Annotated in this window: 22 protein-coding genes and 1 pseudogene; 12 read left to right on the top strand and 11 right to left on the bottom strand. The window is 70.1% G+C overall.

Features of this window, described 5'->3' with window-relative positions:
• Positions 1 to 119 precede the first annotated feature (119 nt).
• The 3 genes from N5079_RS04065 (at position 120) to N5079_RS04055 (ending at position 3914) form a co-directional block, all read left to right on the top strand.
• Positions 120 to 1343: a hypothetical protein gene (locus tag N5079_RS04065; protein ID WP_261582018.1), complete on the top strand. Its 1224-nt coding sequence runs from the start codon at positions 120 to 122 to the stop codon at positions 1341 to 1343.
• 60 nt (positions 1344 to 1403) lie between these two features.
• Complete coding sequence (locus N5079_RS04060) at positions 1404 to 2993, top strand: Na+/H+ antiporter (RefSeq protein WP_261582017.1); 1590 nt, start codon at positions 1404 to 1406, stop codon at positions 2991 to 2993.
• Between the two features lie 279 nt (positions 2994 to 3272).
• On the top strand, positions 3273 to 3914 hold the full coding sequence (locus N5079_RS04055; RefSeq protein ID WP_261582016.1) for a hypothetical protein: 642 nt from the start codon (positions 3273 to 3275) through the stop codon (positions 3912 to 3914).
• Positions 3915 to 4066: 152 nt separating this feature from the next.
• Here N5079_RS04055 and N5079_RS04050 read toward each other — a convergent pair whose 3' ends face one another.
• Positions 4067 to 4324 carry a UBP-type zinc finger domain-containing protein gene (locus N5079_RS04050; RefSeq protein WP_261582015.1) on the bottom strand — a complete coding sequence of 86 codons (258 nt, stop codon included), beginning with the start codon at positions 4322 to 4324 and terminating at the stop codon, positions 4067 to 4069.
• 51 nt (positions 4325 to 4375) lie between these two features.
• Here N5079_RS04050 and N5079_RS04045 point away from each other — a divergent pair, with 51 nt between their 5' ends.
• The 3 genes from N5079_RS04045 (at position 4376) to N5079_RS04035 (ending at position 5550) form a co-directional block, all read left to right on the top strand.
• Positions 4376 to 4741 (top strand): hypothetical protein, encoded by a 366-nt coding sequence (locus tag N5079_RS04045; RefSeq protein WP_261582014.1) that lies wholly within the window; start codon positions 4376 to 4378, stop codon positions 4739 to 4741.
• Positions 4742 to 4801: 60 nt separating this feature from the next.
• Positions 4802 to 5137, top strand: coding sequence for a YidH family protein (locus N5079_RS04040; RefSeq protein ID WP_261582013.1), 336 nt, complete (start codon positions 4802 to 4804; stop codon positions 5135 to 5137).
• A gap of 95 nt (positions 5138 to 5232) precedes the next feature.
• Positions 5233 to 5550, top strand: a complete 318-nt coding sequence (locus N5079_RS04035; RefSeq protein WP_261582012.1) for a DUF202 domain-containing protein — start codon at positions 5233 to 5235, stop codon at positions 5548 to 5550.
• Positions 5551 to 5604: 54 nt separating this feature from the next.
• On the opposite strand, the gene N5079_RS04030 is transcribed toward N5079_RS04035, so the two are convergent.
• On the bottom strand, positions 5605 to 6717 hold the full coding sequence (locus N5079_RS04030) for a ferritin-like domain-containing protein (RefSeq protein ID WP_261582011.1): 1113 nt from the start codon (positions 6715 to 6717) through the stop codon (positions 5605 to 5607).
• A gap of 90 nt (positions 6718 to 6807) precedes the next feature.
• Between N5079_RS04030 and N5079_RS04025 the strand changes: the two genes are divergently transcribed.
• Positions 6808 to 7452 carry a TetR/AcrR family transcriptional regulator C-terminal domain-containing protein gene (locus N5079_RS04025; protein WP_261582010.1) on the top strand — a complete coding sequence of 215 codons (645 nt, stop codon included), beginning with the start codon at positions 6808 to 6810 and terminating at the stop codon, positions 7450 to 7452.
• Between the two features lie 57 nt (positions 7453 to 7509).
• On the opposite strand, the gene N5079_RS35300 is transcribed toward N5079_RS04025, so the two are convergent.
• Positions 7510 to 7983, bottom strand: a complete 474-nt coding sequence (locus N5079_RS35300) for a lytic transglycosylase domain-containing protein (protein ID WP_315967777.1) — start codon at positions 7981 to 7983, stop codon at positions 7510 to 7512.
• A 422-nt stretch (positions 7984 to 8405) separates the two neighbouring features.
• Here N5079_RS35300 and N5079_RS04015 point away from each other — a divergent pair, with 422 nt between their 5' ends.
• A complete protein-coding gene (locus N5079_RS04015) occupies positions 8406 to 8894 on the top strand; it encodes a glutathione peroxidase (RefSeq protein WP_261582009.1) in 489 nt (162 codons plus the stop codon).
• On the opposite strand, the gene N5079_RS04010 is transcribed toward N5079_RS04015, so the two are convergent.
• Positions 8884 to 9879: a LacI family DNA-binding transcriptional regulator gene (locus N5079_RS04010; protein ID WP_261582008.1), complete on the bottom strand. Its 996-nt coding sequence runs from the start codon at positions 9877 to 9879 to the stop codon at positions 8884 to 8886. The genes N5079_RS04015 and N5079_RS04010 overlap by 11 nt on opposite strands.
• A 134-nt stretch (positions 9880 to 10013) precedes the next feature.
• On the opposite strand from N5079_RS04010, the gene N5079_RS04005 reads away from it, so the two are divergent.
• Positions 10014 to 11234 (top strand): ABC transporter ATP-binding protein, encoded by a 1221-nt coding sequence (locus tag N5079_RS04005; protein ID WP_261582007.1) that lies wholly within the window; start codon positions 10014 to 10016, stop codon positions 11232 to 11234.
• 161 nt (positions 11235 to 11395) lie between these two features.
• Here N5079_RS04005 and N5079_RS04000 read toward each other — a convergent pair whose 3' ends face one another.
• From N5079_RS04000 to N5079_RS35450, 3 genes and pseudogenes are all read right to left on the bottom strand, one after another.
• Entirely contained in the window at positions 11396 to 12550 is a 1155-nt protein-coding gene (locus N5079_RS04000; RefSeq protein WP_261582006.1) for a glycosyltransferase, read from the bottom strand.
• A 70-nt stretch (positions 12551 to 12620) separates the two neighbouring features.
• Positions 12621 to 13382, bottom strand: coding sequence for a class I SAM-dependent methyltransferase (locus N5079_RS03995; RefSeq protein ID WP_261582005.1), 762 nt, complete (start codon positions 13380 to 13382; stop codon positions 12621 to 12623).
• Between the two features lie 24 nt (positions 13383 to 13406).
• Positions 13407 to 13544 (bottom strand): annotated as a pseudogene (locus N5079_RS35450) (Trm112 family protein); the annotation flags it as partial.
• 113 nt (positions 13545 to 13657) lie between these two features.
• Between N5079_RS35450 and N5079_RS03990 the strand changes: the two are divergent.
• Positions 13658 to 14917 (top strand): nucleotide sugar dehydrogenase, encoded by a 1260-nt coding sequence (locus tag N5079_RS03990; RefSeq protein ID WP_261582004.1) that lies wholly within the window; start codon positions 13658 to 13660, stop codon positions 14915 to 14917.
• A 1-nt stretch (position 14918) separates the two neighbouring features.
• Here N5079_RS03990 and N5079_RS03985 read toward each other — a convergent pair whose 3' ends face one another.
• The 3 genes from N5079_RS03985 to N5079_RS03975 all read right to left on the bottom strand — a co-directional run bounded on the left by N5079_RS03985 (position 14919) and on the right by N5079_RS03975 (position 17200).
• The gene (locus tag N5079_RS03985) at positions 14919 to 15671 is read right to left on the bottom strand and encodes an SDR family NAD(P)-dependent oxidoreductase (RefSeq protein WP_261582003.1); all 753 of its coding nucleotides are present in this window, start codon (positions 15669 to 15671) and stop codon (positions 14919 to 14921) included.
• Positions 15672 to 15712: 41 nt separating this feature from the next.
• On the bottom strand, positions 15713 to 16036 hold the full coding sequence (locus N5079_RS03980; RefSeq protein WP_261582002.1) for a carboxymuconolactone decarboxylase family protein: 324 nt from the start codon (positions 16034 to 16036) through the stop codon (positions 15713 to 15715).
• A 162-nt stretch (positions 16037 to 16198) separates the two neighbouring features.
• Positions 16199 to 17200, bottom strand: coding sequence for a pirin family protein (locus N5079_RS03975; protein ID WP_261582001.1), 1002 nt, complete (start codon positions 17198 to 17200; stop codon positions 16199 to 16201).
• Between the two features lie 254 nt (positions 17201 to 17454).
• Between N5079_RS03975 and N5079_RS03970 the strand changes: the two genes are divergently transcribed.
• The gene (locus tag N5079_RS03970) at positions 17455 to 18111 is read left to right on the top strand and encodes a hypothetical protein (RefSeq protein WP_261582000.1); all 657 of its coding nucleotides are present in this window, start codon (positions 17455 to 17457) and stop codon (positions 18109 to 18111) included.
• 13 nt (positions 18112 to 18124) lie between these two features.
• Positions 18125 to 21130, top strand: a complete 3006-nt coding sequence (locus tag N5079_RS03965) for an AAA family ATPase (protein ID WP_261581999.1) — start codon at positions 18125 to 18127, stop codon at positions 21128 to 21130.
• Here the strand turns inward: N5079_RS03965 and N5079_RS03960 are convergent.
• Complete coding sequence (locus N5079_RS03960; RefSeq protein ID WP_261581998.1) at positions 21127 to 22632, bottom strand: aldehyde dehydrogenase family protein; 1506 nt, start codon at positions 22630 to 22632, stop codon at positions 21127 to 21129. The two genes, N5079_RS03965 and N5079_RS03960, sit on opposite strands and share 4 nt — an antisense overlap.
• Positions 22633 to 22656: the final 24 nt, after the last annotated feature.

The raw sequence follows: 22656 nt of genomic DNA, 5'->3' as shown, positions 1-22656 counted from the left end.
CAGCGCTCAAGGTCAACGGTGATCTACCGAGTGAGGTCAAGAAGGACGAAACGAACGTTTCGGTAGGGTTCCCGAGGTCGAGTGGACGGATAAGGGCAGGTAAAGGCACTATGTCTGCCATGTCGGAAGTTGTCCCATTGCCATCGTTCGGTGAGGTGTTCTTCGACGCCCGAGGACAGGACCGGGTCCTACGGGTCACCTGGCACGAGGGCACGCTGGTGCTGAGCCTGTGGCGCGGCGAGATGTGCACGGCCAGTTTCCGGATGCCGATGGGCGACGTGGAGCGCCTCATCGACACCCTCGACGAGGGCTTCGCCGAAGCGGGTGGCCAGTACTCCGAGGACGACGCCGGGACGGGACCGTTCCCGATGCCGGACACCGGCGAGCCCGGCGCCCGGGATCAGGCGGTCGGCTATCAGGACTACCCCGACCATTCCGACTACCCGGAATACCCCGACTACCCCGGCACGGGTCAGTACGCCAGGCCTGCCCCGGCGGCGCTGGGGCCGAACGATGTGCTGGTCGCCCGGGGCGCTCCTTCCCGGGACCGGCTGGTCGCCGCCAACCACGAGCCGCCGCCCGCCGAGCCGGTGTACCAGTTCCCCTCGCCCATCCCCGGACGGCCCGCGTACCAGTTCGACCCGGAAGAGCCGGCCTACGCCCAGGAACCGGCCTACCCGCAGCAGCCCGCATACGCCGGGGACCCGACGTACCAGCAGGACCCGCAGTATCAACAGGATCAGTATCAACAGGATCAGTATCAACAGGACCAGTACCAGCAGGACCAGTACCAGCGGGACCAGTATCAGGACCCCGCGCAGGACCTGAGGTACCAGCGGGAGCCGTCGTACCAGCGCGAGCCTGCTTACCGGCAGCAACCGGCGTACGCCCAGCAGCCGACGGGGGCCTACTCTCAGGAACCCGCCTACTCTCAGGAACCGGCCTACCAGCAGCAGCCGGGTTACCAGCGAGAGGCCGCCTACCAGCAGGAGCCGGCCTACCCGAACGAGGCCGCCTACCAGCAGGAGCCGGCCTACCCGAACGAGGCCGCCTACCAGCAGGAGCCGGCCTACCCGAACGAGGCCGCCTACCAGCACGACGCCGGTGCGTACCAGCACGAGCCGGCGTACCCGCCGCAGCCCGGCGCGGTCGACGTCGACCCGAATGACCCTCTCGGCCTCGGTCAGGTCCGGCCGTACGTCCCGGAGCCGATGTACACGACGGGGGAGCGGCTGCGGCCCGACCAGCGGCCGGATCACCACTCAGATCATCAATCAGATCAGTCCTCAGATCACCGCGCCGGACGCCGGCCGGAACACCGGGAGGACCAGCGCGGCTGGTAGCGGTGGGGGTGGACGCGGCCGGTCATCAGCGGTCCCAGCCGTAAGTACGCTCGTCGATTGATGGACACCTCGACGGCATTGCAGTTTCTGTTCCTCCCGGCGGTCGCGCTGGCGGTGGCCGGCTTCGCGAGATGGCGAGGGTGGTCGGCGCCCCTGCTGCTGGTCCTCGCCGGGCTTGTGGCCTCCTACGTGCCCGGCATCCCCGGCTATGAGCTGGACCCGCAGGTGGTCTTGTCGATCTTCCTGCCGCCGATGCTCTACTCGGCCGCGCTCGACAGCTCCTACCTGCGGTTACGCGACGCCCAACGGCCGGTCGGCATGCTGGCCGTCGGGCTCGTCCTGGTCAACACGGTCGTGATCGGCTTCGTCGCGCACGCCCTGATCCCGCACCTCCCGCTCGCCGCGGCGTTCGCGCTCGGCGCGATCGTGGCCCCCACCGACGCCGTGTCCGCCGTCGCCGTCGGCCGCAAGCTGGGCCTGCCGAGGCGCGCGATCACCATCCTGATCGGGGAGGGGCTGTTCAACGACGCCACCGCGCTCACCGCCTACCGGGTCGCGGTCGGGGCGGTCCTCGGCACCGCGGTCAGCCTGGTCGACGCCGGGACGCAGTTCCTCTTCGCCGCCGGAGGCGGCATCATGATCGGCCTCGCCCTGGCGTACGTCACGGGGCTGCTGCTGCGGCGGCTCGCCGACCCGCTGATCGCCAACGGGGTCTCGCTGCTCGTGCCGTACGCCGCGTACATCGCGGCGGAGGCGGTCCACGCCTCCGGCGTGATCTCCGTCGTGATCGTCGGGATCTACCTGGGCCACCAGCTCAGCCGCACGTCGTACGGCACGCGCCTGCTGTCGAGCGCCGTCTGGCAGGTCGTCGACCTCGTGCTGGAGTCGATCGTGTTCGCGCTCATCGGCCTGCAGGTGCGCCCGATCATCGTGGGCCTGCAGGGCGAGGACCCCGGACGGGTCGCCGTCTACGCGGTCGCGCTCTTCCTGGTGGCCGTGGTGGTCCGGGCGTTCTGGGTGCCGCTCTCCGCCTATGTCCCGCTGATGCTGTCCAAGAGGATCCGCGAGCGCGAACCGAAGAAGCCACCGTGGCGGAGCTCTTTGCTGGTGAGCTGGGCGGGGATGCGCGGCGTCGTCTCGCTGGCCGCCGCCTTCGGTCTTCCGGAGGACTTCCCCGAACGCAATCTCCTGCTCTTCCTGACCTTCGCCGTCGTGATCGGAACCCTGGTCGTCCAGGGCCTGTCGTTCCCGTGGCTGATCAGGAAGCTGGGCGTCTCGACCGAGAAGGAGCAGTACGCCGACGATCTCGCCGAGGCCGCCGCCCAGCAGGCCGCGGCCGCGGCCGCGGTGGCACGGCTCGACGAGCTGGTCGCCGACGGCGTCCTCGACGTGCACGAGGAGGTCGTCCAGCGGCTGCGCGACCGCTCCGAGCGGAGGGCGCTGCACGCCTGGGAGCGGCTCGGCGGCGGCACCGGCCCGGACGGGGAGGAGACCCCCGCCACTATCTACCGCCGCCTCCGCAGGGAGATGCTGGCAGCCGAGCGTGACGTGTTCGTACGGCTCCGCGACGAGCGGCGGATCGACGACGAGGTTCTTCATCGGGTGATGCAGGAGCTCGACTTCGAGGAGGCCACCCTGGAGCGCGGCTAGGGAGCCGGTCGGGTAAACCCGTCGCCGTGATCATGCATGGTTTCCCGGGAAGCTCGGGGACGTGTGGTTCCTGGGGGTTCCTTGGATCGTGATCATGCATGGTTTCCGCCGTATGCGGTCTGATCAGGGTCGGCACTGTTTGTGATCATGCGGTGTCCGTCCGCCGGCCGCACTCCGTGCATGGTCACGCTGCACAAAGCGTCAGGTAGGACGGCGCGTGGCTAGAGGTCGCGAACATGATGGCGGAAACGTCCGTGGCGGCTGTTAGCTTCTGGGGGCATGACTGAAGAGGCGGGGAGCGCGGAGCACGGAGCGGCGCTCGCGGAGCGAGTGGTCGAGACGGTACGGCAAGAGCCGGGTCGGTCGATGCTCAGCTACCAGCACGTCCCGTGGGTGGCGGGGACCTCCGGGCCAATGCCGGCGGACGCGCTGGCGGAGGCGGTCTTCCCCTCGGGCCGCCCGTTGCCGCCCAGCCTGCGGGCTTGGCTGGGGTTCGACACGAGCCTGCTGGAGCGCTTCGGGTGGTTCGCCCCCGGCGGAGGTTTCTCACCCCGGCCGCTGGACCGGCTCGTAGGCGAGGAGATGGGCGACCACTGGGGTGAGTTCTTCGCGCCGCTGGCGGACCGGTTCACCGAGTGCTTCCTGCTTCCCGGTGGATCGGACTCCCGCCGGGTCCTGGCGGTGGGCGAGCCGGACTCCCGGAGCGAGTACCCGGTGCTCGCCGTCGACGTGGACGACCTGCCGTTCGTGGGCCTGATGTACCCCGGCTTCGATGTCTACCTGGCCCACACGGCGGGGCTCGTCCACCGCGACTTCCCGTCCTATACGGCCCTGGCCGGGGACGCGGTGTACGGCCCCCGCATGCGGGAGCACTGCGCCCACTGGTTCGCGGGGGATGTCTGCGCCGAGTTTCCCTTCTGACCCACCCCGCGGCACCCGAACTCACCTCGCGCGGCACCCCACCCCGCGCCGCATATCACCCCGCGCCGCATATCACCCCGCGCCGCATATCACCCCGCGCCGCGGGCGGCTGACCGCTGGCGCTAGCGGTGCCGAGGAGTGTCAGGCACGACCTAGCCCAGCGTCTGGTCCGCGTAGCACCAGCGCCACTCTTCGCCCGGCTCGAACGAGCGGACGGTCGGGTGGCCGACGTGCTGGTAGTGGCCGGTGGCGTGGCGGCCGGGGGAGGAGTCACAGCACCCCACGTGGCCGCATTCGAGACACTTGCGCAGGTGGACCCAGCGCGTGCCCAGTTCGAGGCACTCCTCGCAGCCTTCCGGCGTGCGCGGCTCGGCCTCGACCGGGCTGAGCAGATGTTCACAGATACCCATGAGCAGATGCTACGGCCCACGCCAAATCAGGAATTGGGTAGGGTTTCGGCCATGCGACTCCTCCCGTTCGCTGCCGTCGCGGCGGCCGCCGTCCTGCTGGCCTCCGGATGCTCCGCCGCCGGCAAGGCGCAGTCGTGCGTTGAGGCGCCGAAACTGATCGGCGAGACGATCAGCAAGATCGGCGCGGTGGTCAACGACCCCGAGGCGATGCGGAAGGAGCTCTCCGATGGCGCCGCCAAGCTGGACGATCTCGCCGAGAAGGCGGGGGACACCACGCTGAAGCAGGCGCTCCAGGGCCTCGCCGACAGCTTCCAGAAGCTGAACGTCGACGACGCCAACGCGGCGGTGGACGCGGCGCAGAAGGTCGCCACCGACGGAGCCGCCTACCTGAAGCGCGTCAGCGAGGCGTGCCTCTGACCCGGCCTGCCGCTAACCCGGCAAATCTAGAGGAAATGGGGCAAAATTACCCTGTTTCTCATGCAAGGGAACGAGCCTGACCCGCGGTTCACATTGGCCAACGAGCGGACGTTCCTCACCTGGCTCAGCACGTCCCTCGCCCTCAGCGCGGGCGGCATCGCGATGGCCGTGGTGCCGGAGAGCGTCTTCGTGCCCTGGGTCCGCACGGCGCTCGCCCTGATCCTCGTGCTGCTGTCCGCCGTCGCCGCCGTCACGGCCTACCCCCGCTGGCGCCGCATCCAGCGGGCGCTCCGCCTGGACGAGCCGCTGCCGCCGCCCGCCCTCGCCCCGCTCTTCGGGTACGGCGTGGCCATGGTGGCGATCCTCGCGCTCGTCCTCATCGTCCTGTCGCCGTGAATCCGGAACCATGAGCCCGCAAACCATGAGCTCGCAACCATGAGCTCGCAACCATGAGCCCGCAACCATGAGCCCGCAACCATGAGCCGGCAACCATGAGCCCCGGCCTGCACAGCGAGCGGACCCGGCTCGCGTGGGTGCGCCTGGGGACCGTACTGGCCGCGGCGGCGCTCGGCGCGGCGGGGGTGGGGCTGCGTCACCGCGCCGGCGCGGGGGTGACCGTGCTGTTCGCCTTAGCCGCGCTGAGCGGCGCGCTGCTCCTGCTGCGCACCGGGGTCCGGTTCAGGCGGGTTGAGCGGGCGCTCCGGGACGGGCGCCCGCTGGACGACACGCTGGACGCGCGGGTGGCCTGGCTCGGCGTCCTTCTGCTGGTCGCCGGCGCGCTGTCGCTGGTCCTGACGCTGGCGCCCTGACGGTTCGGCGGCGGGGTCGGACGGCGGGGTCAGGCGGCGGGGTCAGGCGGCGGGTCACTCGCTCGCGGAGCGGATGGTCTCGGCGACCTCGGCGTGCCGTTCGGCCTCCTCGCTCGCGAAGCGGTCGGCGTCGAGCCTGTCCGCGATGTCCTCGTCCTGCTTCATCAGCGCGTCGAGGTTCTGCCCGGCCATGTCCAGCACGCCCATGTCGGCGTACGCCTTCTGCAGGCGGGGGCTCCACAGGCCGATGTCCTTGACGCAGGGGACGATCCGGCTGAAGAGCAGAGACCGGAACAGCTTCAGGTATTCGGACTGGTCGGTGGCCTCCATCACTTCGGCCGTCTCCTGCTTGGACAGGCCGAGGTGCTCCCAGCTCTCGCGGCCCCGGAGACGGTCACGCATGAGGTAGCAGCCCTCGATGACGAAGTCCTCGCGCTCGCGCAACTCGGTCTCCGACAGGTTGCGGTAGTAGTCGCGCAGGGCCATCCGGCCGAAGGCGACGTGCCTGGCCTCGTCCTGCATGACGTACGCCAGGATCTGCTTGGGCAGCGGCTTGTTGGTGATGTCGCGCATCACCCCGAAGGCGGCCAGCGCCAGGCCCTCGATCAGCACCTGCATCCCGAGGTACGGCATGTCCCAGCGGGAGTCGTTCAGTGTGCTGTCCAGGAGCGCCTTGAGGTGCTCGTTCATGGGGTAGGCGAGCCCGATCTTCTCCTGGAGGAACCGGGCGTAGGTCTCGGCGTGCCGCGCCTCGTCCATCGTCTGCGTGGCGGCGTAGAACTTGGAGTCCAGGTCGGGGACCGACTCGACGATGCGGGCCGAGCAGATCATCGCGCCCTGCTCGCCGTGCAGGAACTGGGAGAACTGCCAGGCCGCGCCGTGCAGCCGCACGTCCTTGCGCTGCTTGTCGCTCAGGCGCTCCCACAGCGGCGTGCCGTAGATCGCGATGGTCTCGTCCGGGACGCCCAGCACGTCGTACGGATCGACCTCGAGGTCCCAGTCGATGCGCTTGACCGAGTCCCACTGCTTGTCCTTGCCCTTCTGGTAGAGGGCGAGCATGCGATCCCTGCCGTCGTCGTACTCCCAGGTGAACCTGGCGGCTCCGGTCATCTCCACGTCCCACGTGGAGAGCTCGGCGGGGATGGTGTAGAGCTCGTGCGTCGACACTGGGAGGGCCTCCTTGACGTACACCGTACGTATAGCGCGAGCGTGACACGTACGCTGTACGTCCGTCAACACGTGCGGGAGAATCGACCCATGCTCAGCCGGAACCGGATCGTCGCCGCCGCCATCGACCTCATCGAGCGTGAGGGCGCCGACGCCGTGTCCATGCGCCGGATCGCCAGTGAGCTGAGCGTCGGCGTCATGTCGCTCTACAACCACGTCCCCAACAAGTCCGCGCTGCTCGACGCCGTCGCCGAGACCGTGCTGTCACAGATCGAGTTCACCGACGACCCGGCGGCGCACTGGACCGACCGGGTGCGGATCCAGGCCAGGGCCTTCCGGCAGATCGCCCACCACTACCCGCGGTCGACCATGGTCGTCGTCAGCCGCCAGCTCCAGTCCACGGCCGGGCTGCTGCCCGTCGAGCGGGCGCTGTCCACGCTGCGCGGCGCCGGCTTCGACGGCCAGGAAGCGGTGCGGATGCTCCGCATGTTCATCGCGTACATCGTCGGCTCCCTGCTCCGCGAGGTGGGCGTCACCCCGACGTTCGCGCCCGTCCGGCCCGACATCAAGGTGGCGGAGGCCGACCCCGCGCTGTTCCCCCAAGTGAGCGCGCTCTCGCCCTATCTGCTGTCGTGCGACCACGACGAGGAGTTCGAGTTCGGGCTGGAGCTGCTCGTCGAGGCCATGGCCGTACGGGCCGGCCGGAAAGCCGGGAAGAGGAGCGCCCGGGAGTGATCCCCCGGGCGCCCTCAGGGAGTGTTCCCTTCCCCTGGGCACTCCCTGGACACTCCGTCAGTACCAGTTGTGGGACTGGAAGTGGCCCCACGCCCCGCAGGGCGAGCCGTACCGCCCCTTGATGTATCGCAGACCCCATCGGATCTGGGTCTGCGGGTTGAACCGCCAGTCCCCGGCGACGTATCCCATCTTGCTGCCGGGCAGCGCCTGGGGAATCCCGTAGGCGCCCGAACCCTGGTTGTAGGCCCGGTGGTCCCAGTTGCTCTCCCTGGTCCACAGGCTGTCCAGGCATTGGAACTGCTGACCCGACCACGTGTGCCGGGTGACGAGGCGGAAGGCGTACGCCTTGCTGCGGATCTTCGCCGGTGCCTGCCGGGTCCTCCGGGCGGGCACCTGGACGCGCATCTTCCACACCCCGAGGTGCACGCCCTTGGCCTCCTCGGCCATCACGGGCGTGGCACTCGCGCCGCCGATCGCCGTGAACGCGATCACGGCCGCGACTGCGTTGCGCAGAACACTGTTGCTGTCCAATTCGGTCCTTGTCGTCGGGTCGCGTGCGGAACGCGTGGGAAAGCGGGCGCACGGGTGCGCCCGCCGTTCGTCCCCGCCCATGGAGTGGGCGCGGGCCGTCCGCTCGGCCCACCGGATCCATGACAACTCCCGGCAGGCACCGCGACGGGTCCTTTAGGCGGATTGAAGTACGCCGACCCCGCTCAGGCGGATCACCCGCGACACGCTGGGGGCGGTTCTTTACCGATCCCGTCCCGATCTCTGGACATCCGGCGGGGGAGCGCTGAACCGGCACGGCGGCCGGGAGACCGGCGCCCCGGCAGGTGATGACCATGAATTGGGGTTTGACCTCGGCTTCTCCGTGACGGCAGGCGTTGACCTGGTGTTTTGCCGCCGCGAAACCGGCACGCCGAGGATGGAACGATGTTCTGTAAAGTTCGTTCATGAGCATTCTGGAGATCCCGGTGAACACGCTCGCCGGTGAGCCGACCACCCTCGGCGCCCTCCTCGGAGGCCGGGCGGCGCTGGTGGTCAACGTGGCGTCGAGGTGCGGCCTCACGCCCCAGTACGGCGGCCTGGTGAGGCTGCAGGAGACCTACGGGGACCGCGGCCTCACGGTCGTGGGCGTCCCGTGCAACCAGTTCCTGGGCCAGGAGCCCGGGTCGGCGGAGGAGATCCAGGAGTTCTGCTCCACGACGTACGGCGTGGACTTCCCCCTCCTGGAGAAGACCGAGGTCAACGGCGACGACCGGCACCCGCTCTACGCCCGGCTGGCCGAGCTTCCCGACTCGGAGGGAGCCGCCGGCGACATCCAGTGGAACTTCGAGAAGTTCCTCGTGAACGCCGGCGGTGACGCGGTGGCGCGGTTCCGCCCGCGCGTCGATCCGGAGGCCCCCGAGGTCGTCGAGGCGATCGAGAAGGTCATCTCCTAGGCGCGCAGCTCGCCCGCACGACGAGCTCCGTCGGCAGGGTGACCGTTCTCGGGCGGCGCCCCTGCCGCAGGACCAGCTCGGCCGCGCGGTAGCCGACGTCCTGGGCCGGCTGGGCGATCACCGTCAGCGGCGGGGAGCACAGCTCGGCCCAGGGCACGTCGTCGAACATGACGAGCGACAGGTCCCTCGGGATCCGCACGTCGAGCTCGCGCGCGGCGAGCACGGCCGCCTCGCCCAGCATGTTGCCGCCGGCCAGCACGGCGGTCAGGTCCGGCCGGTGCTGCAGCAGCCCGGCCGCGGCGGCGTACGCCGAGTCGCGGCTGGCCCGCGCGTGCACCACGAGACCCGGGTCCGCCGGCACGCCGAGCGACGTCAGCGTCTCCGTGAAGGCCGCGACCCGCTGCGACTGCCCGTGCCTGCCGAGGAAGGCGATCCTCCGGTGGCCGAGGCCGACGAGATACTCCAGCGCGGTCCGGAGCCCGGCGCGGTCGTCGGCCACCACGCCCGGAACGTCGGCCCGGACCCGGCGGTCCGCGAAGACGACGTTCAGGCCCGCGCGCAGGGCGGGCGCCCACATCTCGCCGTCGCCCGACGGGACGGCGATGACCCGGTCCATGCTCTGCTCGATGAGCGTGCCGATCAGCTCGGCCTCCCGCTCGGGGTCGTCTCCGGTGACCCCGAGCGTTACCGGCTCGCCGTACGACCGGGCGCACGAGAGCACGCCGTCGGTCAGTCTGGCGTAGAAGCTGTCGGTGATATCCGGGACCAGCAGCCCGATCCCGCCGGTCCGCTGCTGGCGCAGGTTGCGGCCCAGAGCGCTCGGCCGGTAGTCGAGCCGCGCCGCCGCGGCCAGGACCCGTTCCCGCGTCTCCGCGCTCGCAGACCCGCCCGACAGGACGCGGGACACCGTGGCGACCCCCACGCCCGCCGACTCCGCCACGTCCTTGATGGTCGTACGGCGCTGTCCCGGCATCAAGTTGTTCATGGAAACGATTCCAGCATGGTTCCAACGCCGATGCCAACAGAAGCTTGACAGTAGAGGGCAGTTCAGGTGAGATTCATGAAAACGTATCCACTTCCCTCTATGGTTCCCCTGTTTCGGAAGCGTTAAGGACTGGCATGGCTTCTATCGTTCTGAGCAACGTCGACAAGATCTACGCGGGTGGCGTCAAGGCCGTGAACGGCCTCAACCTGGAGATCAAGGACGGCGAGTTCATGGTGCTGGTCGGCCCGTCTGGGTGTGGCAAGTCCACCGCCCTGCGGATGATCGCCGGCCTGGAGGACATCAGCGGCGGCGAGATCTCCATCGGCGACCGGGTGGTCAACCACCTGCCCCCGAAGGACCGCGACATCGCGATGGTCTTCCAGAACTACGCGCTGTACCCCCACATGACGGTCGAGGAGAACCTCGCCTTCGGCCTCAAGCTCCGCAAGATGCCCAAGTCGGAGATCCAGAAGCGGGTCCAGGAGGCCGCCCGGATGCTCGGCCTGGAGCAGTACCTCAAGCGCAAGCCGGCCGCCCTCTCCGGTGGTCAGCGGCAGCGTGTCGCGATGGGCCGCGCCATCGTCCGCGAGCCGCAGGCGTTCCTCATGGACGAGCCGCTGTCGAACCTCGACGCCAAGCTCCGCGTCTCCATGCGCGCCTCGCTGAACCAGCTCCACGAGCGCCTCGGCGTCACGACGGTGTACGTCACCCACGACCAGGTCGAGGCCATGACCCTCGGCGACCGCGTCTGCGTCCTCCGCGACGGCCTTCTCCAGCAGGTCGACACCCCGCAGAACCTGTTCGACAGCCCGGTCAACCTGTTCGTCGCCGGCTTCATGGGCTCGCCGTCCATGAACTTCGCCTACGCCGAGCTGACCCGGGACGCGGGCGGCGCGGCGGTCGTCTTCGCGGGCTACAAGCTGCCCGTTCCCGACTCGACCTTCGCGGAGAAGCCGGGCCTCGACCGCTACATCGGCAAGAAGATCATCCTCGGCATCCGCCCGTCGGACTTCGAGGACTCCGTGGCCGCCAACGGCAACGCGGCCGGCTGGGTGCGCATCCCGGTTCGCGCGAACGTCACCGAGGAGCTGGGCTCCGAGATCAACGTCCTGTTCACGATCGACGCCCCGCCGGTCGAGCACAAGGACACGGTGGCCGCGCAGAACGACGGTGACGAGGAGGAGACCACCCTCCCGCTGACCGGCGACAAGTCCCTGTGGACCGCCCGCGTCAACGCCCGCAGCCACGTCCGTCCCGGCCAGAACATCGAGCTCGTCGTCGACACGCACAACCTGCACTTCTTCGACGTCGACTCGGGCCTGTCCATCGGCCACGAGGCCAACATCGGCCGCTGAGGAACGCGTTCAGCGCTGACGAGCGCTGAGAAGCGCTGACAGACGCGAGAAGGTCGTGTCAGTGGAGGCCCTCGCCTTTCCCGGCGGGGGCCTTCGCCTTTCCCGGCCGGAGCCCTCGCCGTCCTCACCCGCTGCTCAGCCCTTGGCTGTCGCCGGGCGGCCTACCTGTTGCTGAGCTCGGACCGTGACGCGCCGCGAAGCGACCGGAAGAGGGCCTCGGTGTCGGCCACCAGGCGCTCGACGCCGAACGAGCGGGCCGTCCACTCACGGGCCGACTCACCCATGCGCCTGGCGAGCGCGGGGTCGGACAGCAGCCGGACCGTGTGGCCGGCCAGCTCGCCCACGTCCGGGGCGGCCAGGAGGCCGGTATACCCGTCGTGGACTATCTCCGCGACGCTCCCCACGCGCGTCGACACGACCGGCACGCCGGCCATGCCCGCCTCGATCAGCACCAGCGGCGTGCCCTCGCTGTCGGAGGTGAGCACGACCACGTCGGCCGCGCCGTACACCGTCTCGACGTCCCTCCGCCAGCCCAGCAGCCGGAACGACTCCCACATGGGCGGGATCTTCCGCTCCACCTCCTCCTTCTGCTCGCCGCTCCCGCAGACGAGGAACCGGCAGCCCGGCACCTGCCGCAGCACGGCGTCCGCCACTTCCAGGAACCTGTCCGGCCGCTTCGCCCTGGTGAGCCGTCCGACGTAGGCCACGACCGGCGCGTCGGCGGGGATGCCGAGGGCGGCGCGGGCGGCCTCCCGGTCGGGCACCGGGCCGGGCCGGACGCCCGGCGGGATCACGACGTACTGCTCCGGGCTGCCGATTCCCGCCTCCAGGAGGTCGTCCCTGACCCGCGCGCCGACCGTGACGAGCCGATCGGCCGTGGCGGCGAGATAGCGCTCCGACCGCACGTAGACCGACCGTCTGACCCCACGCCCGTTCAGCGAATGGCCGTGGAACACGTGGACCCGCGCGGCTCCGACCCTGGAAAGCCGGACGGCCATCCGCCCGAGCGCGCCCGCCTTGGTGGCCCTCGTCTGGACGATGTGCGGCCGGAACGCCCGCATGGCTCCGACCAGCCGGTAGAGGGCGCGGAAGTCGTCGATGGGCCTGACGGACCGGCCGAGGCCGGGGACCCGGTGGACCGGGACCGTCGTGCCGCGCAACTGGAGGTGATCGCCCTCACCGCCGTCGACGTGGCCGGTGTACAGGCGGTGGTCGAACTCCTCGGCGTTGAGCCGCCCGCACAGCTCCGACACCTGCGTGGCGGGGCCGCCGACGTTCATGCGGGCGATTTCCATGACGCGAATCCGACTGGTCACGTTCGAGAAGCTAACCCGCCACCTGCTCCGTTCGTACACACCGCGACGGCGGTGGGCGAAATGTTTCCGCCTACTTGGTGCCCCGGATGACGTACATGCCGAAGTGACGGTCGATCGCGACCTCCCGCAGGGCGAGATCGCGGGTCCACCGCTCCAGCAGGCGGCGCGGCTGAGGGCGCAGGTGGCGCGGTGAGAGCCACTCGAATGTGGTGACCACCGCCCAGCTCAGCGCGGTCTCCCCGTCCAGGTGGTCCAGACCGGGGATCGCGCGGAGCGCCAGCAGCTTCGGCACGGCCTTCTCCACCAGGCCGTACAGCACGGCCGGCGGAAGGTGCCTGGTGATCGGGCGCAGCGGCCGCAGCGGGTGGGTGCGGGTGACGGCGGCCGCCCGCACGTCGACGCAGAACCGGCCCCCCGGGCGCAGGTATCGGAACAGGGTCTTGAAGGCCGCCTCCGTGTCGCCGCAGTGGTGGACGACCCCCCGGCAGAACACGAAGTCGAACGACTCCTCGGGAAGCGGCAGCTCGCCGAGGGCCGCCCGCACGAGCCGCAGGTTGGGGAAACGGCCGTTCGAGGTGGCGTTGGCATGGACTGCGCTGGTGGGCTCGACGGACGTCACCAGCGCGCCGGTCTCGCACAGCACCTCGGTGAACCGCCCGGCGCCGGCGCCGTATTCGAGCACGGTGCTCCCCCGGAGATCCGCGGTGGACCAGCCGCTCTGGTTCAGCAGCAGATCTCGGTTGATCGGCAGGCCGGAGCGCGAGTCGAGCTGTTCCAGACGGCGCCGGTTCCAGCGGTAGCCGAATCCCTCGGCGTAGTCGGCCCGAGGCACGAACCGGGGAATGCCCCCGTCGACGGGGTATGACGCCCGGCACACGTCGCACCGGAAGCTGCCCCCCTGCTGGAGAGGGCCGCGGCAACGCGGGCAGCGCAGCACGGACCACCACGGAGCCGTGACGTCCGGACCACCGGTCACTCGTTCAGAAAGAGTCATCATCCCCCCGCAGGTACGGAGGTCATATTACGGAGCGTGACCGCCCCGGGATGGCAGCGTGGCGGGCGTGTCCTCACGCCGTCGCGGGGGCGGCGCTCCTACAGTCGTGGGGCATGGGGGAGAAGCTGGTCGTCGTCGGGCAGGGCCGTACGGGCCTGACCTTGGCGATGCGGGCGGTCGAGGCCGGGTTCCACGTCGTGGGGATCGACGCGGACGAGTGGCGGGTGAAGCGGCTGAGCGCGGGGGAGTCCTGCGTCGAGGACGTCGGCGACGGCGTGCTGGCGGCCGCGCACGGCTCGGGGAGGTACGCCGCGAGCGCGGACTACGCCCGCGCGGAGGGGTTCGACATCTGCGTGATCACCGAGCCGGTCGCGGTGCGCGGCGGGGTGCCGGACCTCCGGCCCGTCGGCTCGGCCGGGGAGGCGGTCGCGCCGCTGCTGCGGCCCGGGGCGACGGTGATCCTGGAGTCCACCACCTATCCCGGCACCACCGAGGAGCACCTGCGGGCGCTGCTGGAGGAAGGCTCGGGCCTGCGCACGCCCGGCGACTTCTTCCTCGGCTACAGCCCCCAGCGGATCGACCCGGGGAACGCCCGGTGGCGTCTCGACAACACGCCGAAGGTCGTCTCGGGGATCGACGCGGCCTCGCTGGAGCGGGTCACGGACTTCTACGGCCGGATCGTCCGCGAGGTGGTCCCCGTCTCCTCTCCCCGGGTGGCCGAGCTCTGCGCGCTCCTGGAGAGCGCCTTCAGGCAGGTGAACATCGCCCTCGTGAACGAGATGTCGATCTTCGCGGGGCAGCTCGGGATCGACATGTGGGAGGCCGTCGACGCGGCGTCGACCAAGCCGTTCGGCTTCATGCGGTTCACGCCGGGCCCCGGCACGGGAGGGCAGTGCCCGCCGATCGACCCGTCGCAGGTGTCATGGAATGTCAGGCGCGGGCCGGGGCGGACCTTCCGGTTCGCCGAGCTGGCCGGCGACGTCAACCGGTCCATGCCGGACCATGTCGTCAACCGGCTGGCGCTGGCGCTCAACCGGCGCCACCTCCCGATCAGGGGCAGCCGCGTCCTCCTGATGGGCCTGTCCTACAAGAAGAACGTCGGCGACTGCCGCGAGTCCGCCGCGATCGAGATCGCCAAGAGCCTCCGCAAGCTCGGCGCGGACGTGCGGGCCGCCGACCCGCACGCCGACGACTTCCTGCTTCCGGTGGGGATCGAGCTGGTCGAGCCCACGAGCGGGGAGCTCGCGGCGGCGGACGCCGTCGTCGTGCTCACCGACCATGACTGCTTCGACTACGAGCTCGTCCAGCGCTCGGCCCGGTTCGTGTTCGACACGCGTAACCGCTGTCACGGCCCCAACGTGGAGAAGCTCTGATCTAACGGCGGCCCAGGCGGGTGGACACGCGGCCGGCCAGATTGCCCGGGACCAGCCTGCCCAGGCCCACGATCGCCTTGTAGCGCGCGGACGGGACGCTGACGCGCAGCCCGCGGGCCAGGTCGCGCATCGCCTCGTCGACGACCCGCCCGGCCGGCAGCCAAAGGAAGCCGGGGATGCCGGAGGTGTCCATGTGCGCCCGCTCGTGGAACTCGGTCCGGACGAACCCCGGGCACAGGGCCATCACCCGTACGCCGGAACCGGCGATCTCGGCTGCCGCCGACTGGCTGAAGTTCACCACCCACGCCTTGGACGAGCTGTAGGTGCCGCGCGTGAAGAACGCCGCCACCGACGCCACATTGATCACGCCGCCGCGCCCCTTCGAGATCATGTACGGCAGGGCCGCGCGGGTCAGCCGCAGCACCGCCTCGCAGTGGACGCGCAGCATCCGGAGCTCGTCGGCCACGGGGACGTCGAGGAAGGCCCCGCGGTTGCCGAACCCGGCGTTGTTGACGAGCAGGTCCACTCCCGCCCGCAGCCGTTCCTCGACGGCCTCCAGCCCCTCGTCGGCGGACAGGTCGGCGGGCAGCGCCTCGGCCTCGACGCCGTACCGCTTGCGCAGCTCGGCGGCGGTGGCGGCGAGCCGCGCGCCGTCGCGGGCGACGAGGACGAGGGAGAAGCCGTCGGCGGCGAGGCGGCGCGCGAACGCCGCCCCGATCCCGGCCGTGGCCCCGGTGATGAGTGCGGTCGGCATGACCGCAGACTATCCAGTGCCCCTGGGGGTGTCAGAACTGCCTAGCCTCGCATGAACCGGTCGATGAGCTCCTCGACCTGGGCGTTGAGCTTGGCCCCGCGCGGCCAGCCCGCGTAGTGGGTCAGGAAGACGACGATCTCGCGGAGCTCCGCGGGGGTCAGCTCGCCGGTGCGCAGGGCGGCGTCGAGCTGGAGCTCGACCTCCTCACGCATCCCCTCGCCGACGAGCAGGCCGACCAGCAGCAGCCGCCGGTCCCTGACGGTCAGCGTCTCGCCGGACCAGACCTGGGCGAACATGTGCTCGACCGTGATCCCGAACTTGAGCCCTCGGGCTCGACGGTCGAGATCATCGATGCTGTCGCTCATGCGGCACTCCACGTCCGTCGGCCCAGGTTTCCCGGTATTCCTGACATGCACAGATATGTCGCGTTCTAGGGCATTACGTGTTACACGCCCTCGTGGTCGTGTGCGACCGCATTGTGTCAAGAAGACCGTTGCATGGACGTTGCAGCGGTTTGCCGATCTACCTCACAGTGTCTCGTCGGCCGCGGTCCGGTGCGGGACATGGTCCGCCGGAATGACGCCCATGCGGCCCGCCTGGAAGTCCTCGAAGGCCTGGACGATCTCCTCGCGGGTGTTCATGACGAACGGTCCGTACCGGGCGACGGGCTCCCGGATCGGCAGCCCGCCGAGCACGAGGATCTCCCACCCCTGCCGCGAGGCCAGCGGCTGGCCGTCGGCGGCCCGCATGGTCAGAGCCCCCGCGGTCTCCTTGTAACCGCCGAAGACGCCGAGCCGGCCCTCGTGGAGCGGCCGGTTGTCGGGGCCGACGTGGCCGTCGCCGCTGAGGACGTACACCATCGCGTTGAACTCGGCGGGCCACGGCAGGGTGAGCCGCGCGCCGGGCGCGACGGTCGCGTGCAGGTAGGTGATCGGTGTGTAGGTCACTCCGGGCCCCTCGTGGCCCGCGAGCGATCCCGCGATGACCCGGACGAGTGAGGACCCGTCGTCGCTGGCGAGCAGCTTGACGTCACGCCCCCGGATGTCCTGGTAGCGGGGCGGCGACCACTTCTTGGCGCGTGGCAGGTTCACCCAGAGTTGGACGCCGTGGAAGAGGCCGCCCCTGGCGACCAGCTCCGGCGGCGGCTGTTCGATGTGCTGCAATCCGCTTCCGGCGGTCATCCACTGGGTATCGCCATCCGAGATGAGCCCCCCGCCACCGTGTGTGTCCCGATGCTGGAAGGCGCCATCCAAGATGTACGTGACGGTCTCGAACCCGCGGTGCGGGTGCCAGGGCGTTCCCTTGGCCTCGCCCGGGGCGTACTCCACCGCGCCCATGTGGTCGAGCAGGAGGAACGGATCGGCGAGGGAGAGGTCCACTCCCGGGAAGGGACGCCGCACGGCGAAGCCCTCTCCCTCCAGGAAGCGCTGGGCGGTGACGACGCGCGCCACGGGACGCCACACCGTCCCGGCGTCGGGCAGCTTGGGCAGGCGGTCCAGGGTCAGCGTGTCAGCGGTGACGGCGGGCATCGGGTCTCCTCTGTCGGATGTGTTCCTCGTAACAACTATTGATATCTCAACTATTCCGCGCGACGCCAGGGGTGCCCGTGTAACAAGTAGGGCCACTCTTCGGCCAAGATTCGGTCTAGATTTCCGAGCCATCACCGAACTACCGTGATATGGAGACGTCGAAAAACGGGCACTACTACCTCGTAGACCCGCAAAGCGGAGGTTGGGCCCTAGTGGAGAGATCGCGGGTATGGCACGGGGTTGCGGCGGCGGCTGTGGCCGCCGCCTTGCTGTGCGGTTGCGCACAGTCCGATTTCACCTATGTCCGCGACGACGACGGGGCCACCTACTTCAAGGTCCCCTCGGGCTGGCGGAAGGTCGACCAGAAGTCGCTCGACAGCAGGATCTTCGGCGACCTGGAGTCCGCCGCCGCGCAGGCCCAGAAACAGGCCAGCTGGACCGTCGCCTTCGACGCCCACACCCGGCCGTCCGCCGACCACCTGCTGATCGGCGCGACCGGTGCGGAGGACCAGCCGTTCGTCGTCGCGAAGGTCCAGAAGCTCAGCGAGTCCGAGCAGAACCAGGTCTCGCTCAACGTCCTCCGCAACTCCATCGGGCTCCCGGTGGCGGTGCCCGACACCCTGCGGCAGCAACTGGAGGCCGACGCGGCCAACCCGTTCAAGCAATTCGAACTGCTCGCCGACCAGGTGCTGCCCGCCCACGACGGAATCCGGGGGGTCCGCAGCGTCTTCAACTTCCGCCTGCTCAACGGCCCGGTGCAGACGTTCGACGAGACGGCCTACCTGTCGGCCGACGGCTCGCACATCTCCACCCTGCTCATCCGCTGCTCGGCCACGTGCTACCGGAAGCGGGCCGGGGAAATCAACGTGATCGCGCAGTCCTTCAAGGTGAAGCGACTCCTCAACCAATGAAGGAGCCCCGCATATGAGCACGGCCCTCCCACCGCAGCACCACCCCGAGGGACTTCGCGAACCCGGGTCAGGTCCCGAGGACCGCGATCCGGTGACCCGCAAGCGACTGGCCCTCTGGGACCGGACGAAGTTCCTGCTCCTGCTCGCCATCGCGTACGGCGTGCTGCTGTGGAACACCATGGCCGCCACCCCGGGGATCATCTCGGCGCACGACGCCTTCGTGAACACCAATCAGGACGCCTCGTGGATCCTGTGGCTGGCGGCGATCGAGGTGCTGCGGCAGGCGCACTTCCTGATCAGCGAGCGGTCGGCGTCCTACCACCGGTTCTGGACGCACAAGGTCTTCGGCGGCTTCAACCGCTGGTCGCACCGGCGGTTCAACGACTGGAACCGGTTCCGCCTCGCCCGGGCGATCAAGTGGCTCGTGTGGATCGTCGTCATCGCGCTCGTGCTCGCCAGGCTGCAGAAGACGTCGCCCCTCGAAGCGCTGTTCAACGTGCCCGCCACGGTCTGGGGATACCTCCCCACGTTCCTGCAGATCGTGATGATCATGCTGGTCGGCGTGCTGCAGTTCGTGGCGATCTTCTGGTTCCTGTCGCGCGGCGGTGTCGACGTCTACTTCCCGGATGACATCAAGACCCGCTTCTCGGACGTGTGGGGACAGGACCACGTGATCGAGCGGGTCAAGGAGAACATCGTCTTCCTGGAGAAGCCCGACGAGATCGAGGCCAAGGGCGGCTACGTGCCCAGCGGCATCCTGCTGTGGGGGCCGCCCGGCACCGGCAAGACCCTGATGGCCGAGGCGGTGGCGGGCTCGACCGGCAAGCCGTACGTCTTCGTTGATCCGGGCGCGTTCATCAACATGTTCTTCGGCGTCGGCGTGCTGAAGGTCAAGTCGCTCTTCCGCAAGCTCCGCAAGCTGGCCCTCCGCTACGGCGGGGTGATCGTCTTCTTCGACGAGGCCGACTCGCTCGGCAACCGCGGCGCGCTCGCGCAGGGCGGCCCCGGCGGCTGGGGCCGTGCCGTCCCAGCGCCGTTCGAGAACGCCGGGTGCAACGGCTTCGCCTACCTCGACCCGCACACCCGCCGCGTGCTCGGGCAGCGTTCGGCAGAGCCCGCCGCGCCGGCGCCCGTCTCGAAGACGGGCGCCTTCGTCAACCGCATCGTGTACGGCGCGGGCATGGGCGGCGGCGGTGGCGGCATGGGGACGCTGGAGTCGCTGCTCACGGAGATCTCCGGCCTGAAGAAGCCGCGTGGGTTCGTCAACCGGTACGTTCGGCGGCTCCTCGGCATGCGGCCCAAGCCGCCGCCGAAGTACCGCATCCTGATCATGATGGCGACCAACCTGCCGGAGGCCCTCGACGAGGCCCTGCTCCGGCCCGGCCGCATCGACCGCATCTACAAGGTCGGCTACCCGTCCAAGGCCGGCCGGATCCGGACGTACAAGGGCTACTTCGACAAGGTCCGGCACGAGCTGACCGACGAGCAGATCGACAAGCTCGCCACGATCACGCCGTACGCCACGGGCGCGACGATCAAGGACATGGTCAACGAGTCGCTGATCACCGCGATCCGCGACGGCCGCGAGGTCATCACCTGGTCCGACGTGATGCGGGCCAAGCGGCTCAAGCAGCTCGGGCCGCCCGAGGACGTCGAGTACATCGAGCGCGAGCGGCACGCGGTGGCCGTGCACGAGGCGTGTCACGCGGTCGTGGCCTACCGCACCCGCCACCACCTGGAGATCGATCTCGCCACGATCGAGAAGGGCGCCGACTACCTCGGCATGGTGGCGAGCATCAAGCCCGAGGACCAGTTCACCCGGTGGAAGTCGGAGTACGAGGCCGACATCATGGTCTCCCTCGCCTCGCTCGCCGGCGAGCGGATGTTCTTCAGCGAGGACAACTCGTCCGGCGTGTCCGGCGACCTCCAGTCGGCCACCATGCTGACCGGGCTGATGGAGGCCCACTGGGGCATGGGCATCGGCGTGGCCTCGCTGCCGGCGCTCCAGGATCTCGGACTCCGCGAGGGTAAGGCGGCCCATCTGCCCGGCGCCGGCGGCGGCGCCGGCTTCACCGGGACTCCCTCGGGCAAGCGCGACGAGATGGTGCCCGACATGCTGCCGGAGCGGATCGAGTTCAACCTCGCCCAGCTCCTGGAGAAGACCGCCGAGCTGCTCAGGGAGAACCGGCGCGCCGTGCTGTCGGTCGCCCACGCACTCGAACACCACAAGACGCTCAACGGCGACGACGTCGTCGCGGTCATCGAGGGCCGCCACGGGCCGCTGATCGACGGCACGATCTACAACGCCGACGAGTTCTACGAGGAGATCGAGGCATACCACGTGGCCGCGGCGGAGGCGCACCGCGGCCACAGCGAGGTCCCGGTCGAGCTGCCGGTCCCCGCCTCCCGCGTGCTGGAGCTGGAGCCGTCGGTCGTGGTCGCGCCCGCCGGCGGCCAGGCGCCCGTCTTCGCCCCGGCGCAGCCGCAAGGACTACACGCGCAGCCGCAAGGACTACACGCGCAGCCTCAGGGACTACACGCGCAGCCCCCGCCGCCGCACGTGCCGTCCCACGTGGGCAACGGGCACGTGGTCCACCAGCCGGACTTCGTCCCCTGGAACGGCGCGCCGCCCCCGCCGCCCCCGCCCAGCATGCCGCCGCGGGCCCAGAAGAGGTCGTACGGCATGCTGTGGGCGCTCGTCGGCGGCGCCGTCGCCCTGGTGCTGTTCGTCCTGCTGGGCGTGGCGGTCATCGGTGGCGGTGGCGGTGAGGACGCCGCCGCGGCGCCGGGAGTGTCGGCGGGCGTCGCGCTCCTTCTCGTCGTCGCGCTCATCGCGGTGATCGGCGGCATCGCCGTCGCGATCCTCGTCGTCCGCAGCCACCAGTCCGGCCGAAGGCAGGCCGAGGAGGCAAGGGACCGGGCGGCCGAGCGCGCCCAGCTCCTCGCGGCGGCGATGGACCCCGAGGTGGCCATGCGGCTGCTCGGCTACGACGGCCGCCGCGGCCCGGACAACCTCTAAAGGCGGAAGCCCAGGTCGGGCGTGATCTCGGCCACGTCCATCTGGGCCTTCTGGAGGCGGCCCGAGTAGTCCCAGTTCAGCGCCTGCCAGCGGGTGAACTGGTCGAGCACCCAGATCCCGCTCTGCCGGCTGCCGTTGCCCGACCTGCCGTTGCCGCCGAACGGCAGGTGGGCCTCGGCGCCCGACGTCGAGTTGTTGACGCTCACCATGCCGGCCGAGACCCCGGCCCGGAAGCGGAAGGCCGCCGCCGGGTCGGTCGTGTAGATCGACGACGACAGCCCGTACCCGGGCCGGTTGGCCAGCTCGATCGCCTCGTCGAGCGTGCGGAACGTCGTCACGCCGACGATCGGGCCGAACGTCTCCTCCAGGAAGAGCCGGTCATCGGCGCGCACGCCGTCCACGATCACGGGGTGGTAGTAAAGGCCGTCGCCGTCGATCCGGCCGGTCGGACCGGGTAGCACGGTGTGGTGCGGCTCGATCCAGGTCAGATAGTCCTCGTAGCGCTCGGCGAACTTGCGGTCGAGCAGCGGGCCGTACAGCACGTCGCCGTTCGGGTCGCCGATCTTCGCGTTCCGTACGGCTTCCGCGAACCTGCTGAGGAACTCGTCGTGGACGTCCTCGTGTGCGATGACGGTGCCGAGCGACGTGCACCGCTGGCCGGCCGTACCGAACCCGGCGAACAGAGCGCCCTCGACGGCGAGGTCGAGGTCGGCGTCGGGCATGACGACCATCGGGTTCTTGCCGCCCAGCTCCAGGCACGGCGACTGGAGGTGGCGGCCGCACAGCTCGCCGATGGCCCGGCCGACGGCGCTCGAACCGGTGAAGCCGACCTTCTGCACGGTGCCCTCGGCCAGCGCGCGGTCGAGTCCCTCGTAGGTCTGCGGGCCGTCGGCGAAGACGATGCCGAGCACGCCGTCCGGCAGCCCGGCCGCCGCGAACAGCCGGTAGAGGGCGTGGGCCGAGGCCGCGGCGTACTCGGCGGGCTTCCAGACCACCGCGTTGCCGCACAGGAGGGCCGGCACGAGGTACCACGAGGGGACGGCCACCGGGAAGTTGCCCGCTGTGATGATCGCCGCGACCCCGACCGGGACGCGGAACGTGAACAGGCTCTTGTCCGGCATCTCCGACGGGACCGTCTGGCCGTAGAGGCGGCGGCCCTCGCCGAGGAAGAAGTCGCAGGTGTCGACGATCTCCCGGACCTCGCCCAGCGCCTCGGTGTACGGCTTGCCGATCTCCTCGGTGACCAGCCGGGCCAGCGTCTCGGTGTTCGCCTCGACCAGCCGGCCGATCGACGCGATCACCCGGCCGCGCACCGGGGCCGGGACGCGCGCCCACTCCCGCTGCGCGGCGGCGGCCGTGCGGCACGCGCCCGCGAACGTGTCCGCGTCGGCGAGGTGGACGGCCGCCACGGTCTCCGCGGGCCGCGCGGGATTGATCGACTCGTACAGCAGCCCCGAAGGTGCGTCCTTGCCGCCGACGACGGAAACGATCTGCCGGGTCACCGTTTGACCTCCTTGCTGTCTGGC

Origin of the sequence: Planotetraspora sp. A-T 1434 (assembly GCF_025420585.1) — a bacterium.
Lineage (GTDB): Bacteria > Actinomycetota > Actinomycetes > Streptosporangiales > Streptosporangiaceae > JAOEGB01.
Note: the sequence above shows the minus strand (reverse complement) of the source record. Positions and strands in the feature narration are given on the sequence as shown.

Coding starts and splice junctions, on each gene's coding strand:
- N5079_RS04065 (WP_261582018.1), top strand. CDS start 120: ATGTCGGAAGTTGTCCCATTGCCATCGTTCGGTGAGGTGTTCTTCGAC.
- N5079_RS04060 (WP_261582017.1), top strand. CDS start 1,404: ATGGACACCTCGACGGCATTGCAGTTTCTGTTCCTCCCGGCGGTCGCG.
- N5079_RS04055 (WP_261582016.1), top strand. CDS start 3,273: ATGACTGAAGAGGCGGGGAGCGCGGAGCACGGAGCGGCGCTCGCGGAG.
- N5079_RS04050 (WP_261582015.1), bottom strand. CDS start 4,324: ATGGGTATCTGTGAACATCTGCTCAGCCCGGTCGAGGCCGAGCCGCGC.
- N5079_RS04045 (WP_261582014.1), top strand. CDS start 4,376: ATGCGACTCCTCCCGTTCGCTGCCGTCGCGGCGGCCGCCGTCCTGCTG.
- N5079_RS04040 (WP_261582013.1), top strand. CDS start 4,802: ATGCAAGGGAACGAGCCTGACCCGCGGTTCACATTGGCCAACGAGCGG.
- N5079_RS04035 (WP_261582012.1), top strand. CDS start 5,233: ATGAGCCCCGGCCTGCACAGCGAGCGGACCCGGCTCGCGTGGGTGCGC.
- N5079_RS04025 (WP_261582010.1), top strand. CDS start 6,808: ATGCTCAGCCGGAACCGGATCGTCGCCGCCGCCATCGACCTCATCGAG.
- N5079_RS04015 (WP_261582009.1), top strand. CDS start 8,406: ATGAGCATTCTGGAGATCCCGGTGAACACGCTCGCCGGTGAGCCGACC.
- N5079_RS04010 (WP_261582008.1), bottom strand. CDS start 9,879: ATGAACAACTTGATGCCGGGACAGCGCCGTACGACCATCAAGGACGTG.
- N5079_RS04005 (WP_261582007.1), top strand. CDS start 10,014: ATGGCTTCTATCGTTCTGAGCAACGTCGACAAGATCTACGCGGGTGGC.
- N5079_RS03990 (WP_261582004.1), top strand. CDS start 13,658: ATGGGGGAGAAGCTGGTCGTCGTCGGGCAGGGCCGTACGGGCCTGACC.
- N5079_RS03985 (WP_261582003.1), bottom strand. CDS start 15,671: ATGCCGACCGCACTCATCACCGGGGCCACGGCCGGGATCGGGGCGGCG.
- N5079_RS03980 (WP_261582002.1), bottom strand. CDS start 16,036: ATGAGCGACAGCATCGATGATCTCGACCGTCGAGCCCGAGGGCTCAAG.
- N5079_RS03975 (WP_261582001.1), bottom strand. CDS start 17,200: ATGCCCGCCGTCACCGCTGACACGCTGACCCTGGACCGCCTGCCCAAG.
- N5079_RS03965 (WP_261581999.1), top strand. CDS start 18,125: ATGAGCACGGCCCTCCCACCGCAGCACCACCCCGAGGGACTTCGCGAA.